Annotated in this window: 6 protein-coding genes and 1 pseudogene; 2 read left to right on the top strand and 5 right to left on the bottom strand. The window is 74.9% G+C overall.

The features are described 5' to 3' along the window. Positions 1 to 1,013, bottom strand: a 1,013-nt coding sequence (locus tag L1885_RS19030; protein ID WP_235798356.1) for a TerD family protein, incomplete at its 3' end; no start/stop codon positions are given. A 117-nt stretch (positions 1,014 to 1,130) separates the two neighbouring features. On the opposite strand from L1885_RS19030, the gene L1885_RS19025 reads away from it, so the two are divergent. Continuing rightward, on the top strand, positions 1,131 to 2,315 hold the full coding sequence (locus L1885_RS19025; protein WP_235798354.1) for a DUF1266 domain-containing protein: 1,185 nt from the start codon (positions 1,131 to 1,133) through the stop codon (positions 2,313 to 2,315). 145 nt (positions 2,316 to 2,460) lie between these two features. Here L1885_RS19025 and L1885_RS19020 read toward each other — a convergent pair whose 3' ends face one another. The 4 genes from L1885_RS19020 to L1885_RS19005 form a co-directional block, all read right to left on the bottom strand. Next, the gene (locus L1885_RS19020) at positions 2,461 to 2,961 is read right to left on the bottom strand and encodes a MarR family winged helix-turn-helix transcriptional regulator (RefSeq protein ID WP_235798353.1); all 501 of its coding nucleotides are present in this window, start codon (positions 2,959 to 2,961) and stop codon (positions 2,461 to 2,463) included. Between the two features lie 191 nt (positions 2,962 to 3,152). Then, positions 3,153 to 5,105: an N-acetylmuramoyl-L-alanine amidase gene (locus L1885_RS19015; RefSeq protein WP_308117349.1), complete on the bottom strand. Its 1,953-nt coding sequence runs from the start codon at positions 5,103 to 5,105 to the stop codon at positions 3,153 to 3,155. 305 nt (positions 5,106 to 5,410) lie between these two features. After that, a complete protein-coding gene (locus L1885_RS19010; protein ID WP_235798352.1) occupies positions 5,411 to 6,340 on the bottom strand; it encodes an ROK family protein in 930 nt (309 codons plus the stop codon). Beyond that, positions 6,337 to 7,878: an APC family permease gene (locus L1885_RS19005; RefSeq protein ID WP_235798351.1), complete on the bottom strand. Its 1,542-nt coding sequence runs from the start codon at positions 7,876 to 7,878 to the stop codon at positions 6,337 to 6,339. The genes L1885_RS19010 and L1885_RS19005 overlap by 4 nt, the downstream gene beginning before the upstream one ends. 167 nt (positions 7,879 to 8,045) lie before the next feature. On the opposite strand from L1885_RS19005, the pseudogene L1885_RS19000 reads away from it, so the two are divergent. Continuing rightward, positions 8,046 to 8,265: pseudogene (locus tag L1885_RS19000) on the top strand (hypothetical protein); the annotation flags it as partial.

The following is an 8,265-nucleotide window of genomic DNA, read 5'->3' as shown; positions in this document are numbered from 1 at the left end:
AGCCCGGCCGCCGCACGCTCGGCGGCGGTGAGGCGGACGACGTCGGCGGTCAGCCGGGCCAGGCCCGCGGGGCTGAAGGGCGAGGCCCACACGGCCGTCCAGAACACCTCGCCCGACCTCCCGGCCGCCCGGCCGATGCCGACGTGGGTGTACGCGGGGTCGGCGAAGGGTGCCGCGGTGGCCGGGGCCGAGAGGCAGTACGCGAGGAAGGCGGCGGGGTCGTGCGGCCCGGAGACCAGGTGCTCGGCCAGGGCCAGGCAGGAGAACCCGGCCGCCTCCACGCGCTGGTACAGGGAGACGCCGTCGGAGGTCTCGACGGCGAGCGCCCCCTCGGCCGCCATGGCCGCCGCGTGCCGGGCGGCCGCTTCGCGGAGCCGGGCGTCGAGCGCGACGGGCGGAGCGCCCGCCCGCATGCGCTCGGCGCCGACGAGCGCGCCGTACCCCTCCGGGTCCCCCTGCGGGGCCGCGGGCGCCCGCGGCGGCGGGGCGGCCGGGGTCCCGTCGTCCTCGACGTCCACTCCGAAGTCCCGGGCGAGGCCCGCGAGTCCGTCCGCGTAGCCCTGCCCGAGTGCCCGCACCTTCCAGGCGCCGCCACGGCGGTAGACCTCGGCGAGCAGCAGGACGCTCTCGCGGTCCGGGCGCGGCGGCCGGAAGACGGCGACCTCGGCCCCGGACCCGGCCGCGCCCGTCGCGGCGGCGCGGCGCACGCTCAGCACCGGGGCGGGCAGGGCGCCGAGCGGCGTGCCGGGGTCGGCGGGGCTGAGCACGAGCGTGACGCGGGTGGCGCCGGGCCGCAGCCGCCGCGGGTCGAGGCGGACGGTGCTCACGCCCGCGCCGGAGTCCACGTCGACGCCCGGGGCGTGCGGCTGGTTGAAGAAGACGAAGTCGGCGTCCCCGCCGACCCTGCGGTCGTCGCCGGTGACCAGCGCCGAGACGTCGAAGGGGCCGGGTACGCGCAGGACCACTGCGCCGTTCGGCAGTTCCAGGTTGCCGCCGGGGACCAGCTCCGCCATGTCCACCCCCTCGATGTGTGCCACGTACGCCTCATCGGGAAAAACGCGAACGGGTGGCGCCCGGTTCCTGGCGGGTGCACCCTCGGCCCGCGGCGGCCCGCTGGATAGGGTCGGCCGGTGGACAGTACTCCGAGAGCGGCGGCGCGGGCGTACGCGCGCTCGTGGGAACCGGCTACACGGATCGAACGGGAGTTGAGGTCCGCGGCGCTCGACGGTGACCGGGACGCGTTCTTGCGGGTGCTCGCCGGGTGCGACCTGTTCCTGTACGTGCCGAAGGAGCAGGCGGACGGGGGCGGCTCGGTCCGCTGGGGTACCTGCCGGGACCGCGCGGGCCACTGGTGCGTGGCCGTGCGCACGGCGGGCGAGCGGCTGCCGAGGCGCGAGGGCGCCGTGGCGCAGCGGACGTCGCTGCGCGCGATGGCGGAACTGTGGCCCGACGCGCGGTTCGCGCTGTGCGTGAATCCCGGGACGCCGACCGAGACGACCTTCCCCGCCCGGGCCCGGCACCGGCGGCGCTGGCTGCGGGCCGTGCGTGCGGCCGGCGCCGGGGAGCGCGCCGACCGTCCCGTCGCGCTCCTGACGAAGTACGACGGGCCGAGGGCCGGGCTGCTGGCGCAGGCACTCGCCTGCGGGGCGCCGCTGGCCGTGCGCAACGGCGTGCTGTGGAACGAGATCGGCGACGTGTACGACGACTACGTCCTCGACGCGCGGCTGCTGCGCGAGTCCTGGGGGACGACCACGCACGCCGAGTGGCGCTTCCAGATGGACGCGCTGCTCCAGGCCCGCAACGGCCCCGGCGAGCCGGAGTTCGTCCTGGAGGTGCGGCGGCGGCTGGCCGGGGAGCCGGGCGCCCGTGTTCCCCTGGACCTGTGGCGCTCGACCTGCGCGGACGTGCTGGGTGACCTCGGCGCACCGGACGCCCTGGGCCCGGCGATCCAGGATCTGATCGGGCGGATCGTGCGCTACGAGGCCCGGTTCCGGGCCGACGGGCTGCTGCCGCCCGACGGGTACGTGCGCAGCACCGCGGCGTACGACTACGGACGCGCGGTCAACTTCGCCCGGTGGGGACTGAGCGCGCGGCTGTGCGCGGGAGCGGAGGCGCGGGACGCCGTGCTGCGCGCGGGCGCCCTGGCAGGGACCCGGCACACCTCCTGGGAGGACTTCTCGGCCGGGTACGCGCTCGGCCGCGTGCTGCGCTTCGACACGGAGGAGTTCGGCACGTGGTACGAGAACGTGCTGGAGCCGCACCGGGTCCTGACGCGGGATCCGGAGAGCCCCTGGCTGACCCTGCCCTGGGAGTGAGGGGCCGCGCGGCCGGGGACCGGGGCCGGCACGAGCGGCAGGACCGGCACGGCCGGCACGAACGCACAGGACCCCCTGCCCTCTCCGCGCCCCGAAGCCGCCGCGAGGGCAGGGGGTCCTGGCGGCCTCCGGGGCGCCGCCGGCGTCAGCGGGCCGGCACGCCGCCCGTGCGCCCGGGGCAGCAGGTGCTCATCTCGGGCCCCGCGAGGACCGCTTCGAAGATGGCGCGCAGCTGGCCCACCTGCTCCCGGTCGAGCTGGTCGAAGAGGACCGCCCGCACCTGGCGCACATGGCCGGGCGCCGCGGACCGGAGCAGGGCGAGCCCGTCGTCGGTGAGCGTGGCCAGGGTGACCCGCCCGTTGGCGGGGTCGCGGTGGCGGGTGACCCGGCCGAGGTCCTCCAGTTTGGTGACGATGCGCGAGAGGCGGCTCGCCGAGAAGCGCAGCCGGCGGGCGAGGCGGGTCATGCTCAGCGTGCGGTCCTCGGCCTCGGAGAGCATCGCCATCAGCAGGTACTCGGTGTGCGGGAGGCCGAAGTCGCGCTTGAGCTGGCGGTCCAGGGCCTCGGGCAGCGCGTTGACGGTGCGCACCAGTGCGTGCCAGGCGGCGAACTCCTCGGCGTCGAGCCAGGGCGCATCGTCGTTCATGGCTTCATTCTTCCATCACGGCATCACTTGAAAACGCAAGCTTCGAGAGGCGGTCCGTCAGGAGGCCCGCGCCGGGGCGGGCGGCCGCCGCCCTGGCGGAGCCCAGGGGCCGCCGGCCGCCCCCGCGTCCGCACCGGGCCCGGGGCCCGGGGCCCGGCTCCCGCCGCCGGCCCCGGACCCGGTGCGGCCCGTCAGGAGCTCAGCGACGCCTTGACCCCCGCCATGTCGACGAGGGCGTCGCGGTAGCCGAACTGGATGGTGTAGAACTTCCGCGCGCCGGTGACCACCGTGCCGCTGGAGGCGAAGTAGTCGTCCGTCCCGGTCGCGAGCTGCGTGGCGACGTACCCCTGGCCCTGCGGGACCGTGTACTTGCCGAGCGGCGCCATCGTCGACGGGTCGAGGCCCGCCGGGTACTCGGAGGCGTCCGGGTAGGCCACGCCGTACACCGGCACGCTCGCCGGTCCCGCGCTCTTGGCCGCGACGATGCGGGCGCCCGGGGCCGGCGTCGTGTTCTTGGCGGCCGGGTTGAGGATCCAGCCCTTGCGGCCCGCGTACCAGATCGCGGTCCAGTCGCCGCTGGTGCCCGCCACCACGTACTGCTGGCCCGCGGAGACCCGGCCGCCCCAGTCCGCGATGTTCATCGTGCCGGCACCGCTGGTGTGGATGTACGGGTCCGCCATGATCGGCGCGCTCGGGTCGGGCGCGGTGTGCACGTAGACGAAGCTGGTCGGGGCGCGCCGGTTCGTGCACGCCGGGGTGGCCCCCGACGGGTCGTCGGCCGGGCAGATCCTCGCGGTCTGCACGTTCGCCGCGAAGGAGGGCGTGATCGTCACGGCGGTGCCGACCGCGCCCACGCCGTGGGTGGTGGGCACGGGGACGCCGAGCAGCGCCATGAACCGGTTCCAGTCCCAGTAGGGTCCCGGGTCCCAGTGCATGCCGGCGACGGTCCCGTCGGTCGGCGCGGGCACGTTGTCGTGGCCGAGGATGTGCTCGCGGTCGAGCGGGATGCCGAACCTGGCGGACAGGTAGCGCACCAGGTCGGCCGTCTCCTCGTACTGGGCCTGCGTGTACCAGGTGGCGCCCTGGGCGGCGTAGCCCTCGTGCTCGATGCCGATCGAGTGCATGTTGAACCAGTAGTTGCCCGCGTGGAAGGCGAGGTCCTTGGTCGGCACCATCTGCGTGACGGAGCCGTCCGAGGACTTCATGACGTAGTGGGCCGAGTCGTTGCCCGCCGTGCGGAAGAGGTTGACGGCGGCGTCGTACGACGTCTCCGTGTCGTGGATGACGATGTATTTGACGGACATGCCGTCGTCGGGGCGCGCGGCGACCTGGCCGTTGGACGGGGAGGCGGCGATGAACCGGCAGCTCACCGTCGTCGGGCACTCGGGGGCAGGGGCCGAGGTGTCGGCCGCGGGCGCCTTCGGGTACGCCTCGGCGAGCTGGGCCGTCGCGGGCCGCAGGGAGGGCTGCGCCGCGAGCGAGACGTGCTGGCCCTGGTCGGCCGTGCGTGCGGCGCCGGTGCGCAGGGTGGCGTACACGCGGGCCGCGAACGTGCCGGCCGTCGTACGGTCCGGGGCCTGGCTGTAGCGGGCGACGGCGCCGTACCACTGCGCCGGGTCGGCGGGGGTGGCGCCCGTGAGGTCCTTCTCGTACGAGGCGAGGAGCGCCGCGCCGCCGCGGACGTTGGCGCCGCTGTCGGAGCGCAGCGCGTGCGGTGACTCGCCGCTCAGGCGGGACGCGGCCGTCAGCGTGTGGAGGGCGGGGTCGCGGGTGAACTCGCCGAGGTCGCCGCGTCCGGCGGCGCCCGCGCCGCCCGCACCGGCCGCCTGCGCGGTGACGTCGGTGAGGTTCAGCGGGCCGTAGCCGCCGCCGGTGTTGTACTGGCCGGGGTGCGCGTCCCACTGCGACTCCTGGTAGGCCAGGGCGAGGAGGACCGTCTCGGGAACGTGGAACTCGGCGGCGGCCGAACGGAATTCGGCCTGCCGGGACCCAGCGGACGCGCCCGCGTGGGCGGCGGCGGGGGCTGCGGCGGCCGAGGCGGGCAGCTGCGTGAGGCAGCCGGCCGCGAGGACGCCGCCGGCGAGGGCGGCGAGCAGCGGGCGTCTTGGTCGGTGCTGGTGCATCAGGAGGCCTCTCGTGCACATGCGGGACGGGAGTGGGCAGTTGAGGTGTCGTCACGCACAACTTCCCCGACCCCGGACCGCCCGACGCCAGGCACCGTACGCCGTGAACGCGCCCGGAACACGCCGAATCCGCTTTCCGCGGCCCCGGCCACACGGACGGCAGACGGGGCGTTTCCCGCAGGTGAACGGGGGTGGTCGGACGGGTGCCCGGACGCCGGAACGGGCTCCGGGCGGCGTCGAGGGCACCGGTCGGACCGTGCGCGCCGCAGATGCGCGGCGGCCGCGACGGGCCGGTCAGGCCGCGGACCGGTCAGGACGCGGACCGGTCAGGCCGCGGGCCGCTCCTCCAGGGCGAGCGCCAGCGCTCCCCGCAGGGCCGCGTCGGTCGCGTAGCGCGCGGTGACCAGCGCGGGCGGGTACGGCACGGCCTCGGTCAGGCGCCGGTTCAGCGCCGGCAGCACCCGGTCCGACACGGCCGTCATGCCGCCGCCCACCGCCACCACGGCCGGGTCGAGGACGGTCGCCAGGTTGGCCACGTGCACGGCCAGGGTGTCGAGGGCCTCGTCCACGAGGGCGCGCGCCGCGGGGTCGGTGGCGGCGAACAGCTCCCGCGCGCTCCACGTCCCCCCGAGCAGTTCCCCGGCGCGCCGGGCCAGGCCCGCGCCCGAGAAGTACTCCTCCAGCGGGGCGCGGCCGGAGGCCGCTCCCCAGCGGTCGTCGCGGCCGCGCAGCAGGTAGCCGATCTCCCCGGCGGCCCCGTGCGCGCCGCGCAGGACCCGGCCGCCGGCCACGAGGGCGACGGCGAGGCCCGTGCCGAGGTTGAGGTAGAGACCCGTGCCGGCGCCGCGCAGCGCGCCCCAGCGCGCCTCCGCGAGGCCCGCCGCCTTCACGTCGTTGTCCACCCGTACCGGAGCGGGGGCGAGGGCCTTCGCCAGCTCCGCGCGCAGCGCGAGGTTCTCGAGTCCGGGGAGGTTGGGCGCGTGGGCGATGTGGTCCTCATGGACGACACCGGGCGCCGCGACGCCCACGCCGAGCAGCCCGCCGCCGGTGCGCGCGCACAGCTCCCCGGCGGCCCGCAGCGCGCGGGACAGCGCCTGCCCCGCGCCCTCGGCCGCCCGCGTGTCGATGCGCGCCGTGTGCAGGATGACGCCGAGCGGGTCGGCGGTGGCCAGCGCGATCTTCGTGCCGCCGATGTCGACGCCCAGCACGAAGTCCCCGCCGCCCGGCGCCGGGCCCGCCGTGGTGCCGTCCCTCACGCCTGCTCCCGCCGGCCCGCTCCCCCGGCGCCCGGTCCGGCGGCGCCGGCCCCGGTCGCCGGCGCGCCCTGCGCGTCCTCGGGCGCGTGCAGGAAGTTCTCGTTGATCTCCTTGGGGCCGAAGGGCCAGGTCCGCTCGACCTTGGCCCAGACGAGGAAGGCGATGCCGCCGAGCACGACCCAGGCCAGCGATCCCTCGATCGGGTGCAGTCCCGGGTTGTTCTTGTCGGCGAAGACGTACACGGTCAGCCAGCCGACCAGCGCCACGACGCTCGGCAGCGGGTAGAGCCACATCTTGTAGGGGCGCCGCAGGTTGGGCTGGCGCCTGCGCAGGACCGTGACGGCGGCGATCTGCGCGAAGGCCTGCACGATGACCATCGTGGTGGTCAGGAAGGTGATCAGGACGGTCAGCGGCGGGTGCGTCTGCGAGTTGCCGAGGTGCCGGCTGATCAGGAAGGCCGCCGCCGTGATCACACCCATGGAGATCAGGCCGAGGACGGGGAAGCGGTGTTTGGGGTGGAGCCGGCCGAACTGCCGGAAGAAGACCTTGTCGCGGGCCGCGTCGTAGGGCACCCGGGAGCCGCCGAGCAGGCCCGCGAAGACGGAGGCGAACGCGGTGATCAGGATGAGCACAGTCACGACGTCGGCCGTGGTCTTGCCCCAGGCCTTCTCCAGCACCACGGCGGCGACCGACCGGGACGCGGGGTTGGCCGGGTCGATCATGTCGTGCCAGTTGACGACGCCGAGCGTGCCGATCTGCATCAGCAGGTAGATGCACATGATGCCGACGATCGCGAAGATGATGGAGCGCGGCAGCACCCGTCCCGGCTTCTTGATCTCGGCGCCCATGTACGCGGTGGTGTTGTAGCCGAGGTAGTCGTAGATGCCGATGGTCAGCCCGCTCGCGAAGCCGAGCCAGAACTTCGTGGAGCCGAGGGCGAAGGCGTGCGCCGGGTAGGTGAAGGCGTCGGAGGCGTGGAAGTGCGTGAAGGACGCGATGATCACGCAGGCCACGCTGATCATCATGATCACCCAGAGCACCGAGGTCAGCCGGCCGACCGAGTCGATGCGCCGCCACAGCAGGAGCACGACCGCGAGGCACATGGCGAGGCCTATGAGGTCCCCCTGTCCGGAGGACATCGAGGGCCAGAGATACGTGAGGTACTGCACGAACCCGGCCACGCCGGTCGACATGATCAACGGTATGAAGAGCATGGCCGTCCAGGTGAACAGGAACGGCATCAGGCGTCCCGTGCGGTACTGGAACGCCTCGCGCAGATAGATGTACGAGCCGCCCGCGCCCGGCATGGACGCGCCGAGCTCGGCCCAGATCAGGCCGTCCGCCAGGGCGAGCACCGCGCCGGCGACCCACCCGATGACGGCCTGCGGGCCGCCGAAGGCGATGATCATCGCGGGGATCGTGATGAACGGCCCGATGCCGACCATCTGGCTCATGTTGATGGCACTCGCCTGGAACTGGCCGATGGTGCGGACGAACCCGACGTCGTTCGAGACGGCCTTGCGGTCGGTCTCGGGCATCCGGCCCACCTCCTTGGTGTGTCGTGGCGCGTTGTCGTCGAGGGGCGCCGAGGCGCCGCGGTTGCGGGAGCGGGCGGCGTCAAGAAACCATCAGGACGGCGCCAGGACCAAGTTAGAATCCTTTACAAAAGAACGTCAACGGCCGAGGAGGGACGATTCTGAACGGCGTGAGCGGGACGAGCGGCGGGGCGGACGGGCGGCCGGGCGGCGGGGCGGACGAGCACCCCGGCACGGGCGCGGCCGGGGGCGAGGCGTCCGGCCGCCTTGACGGCGGCGTGTCCCCGGCCCCCTCGGGCGGCGCGACCGGCGGCGACCAGGCGTGGAACCGGGGCGTCCTGCGCAGCTACAACGAGCGGGTGCTGCTGGACGCCCTGCGCGCGGCGGGCT

Source organism: Streptomyces fuscigenes (assembly GCF_021556455.1).
Classification (GTDB): domain Bacteria; phylum Actinomycetota; class Actinomycetes; order Streptomycetales; family Streptomycetaceae; genus Streptomyces; species Streptomyces fuscigenes.
This window is presented reverse-complemented; position numbering and strand designations above follow the sequence as displayed.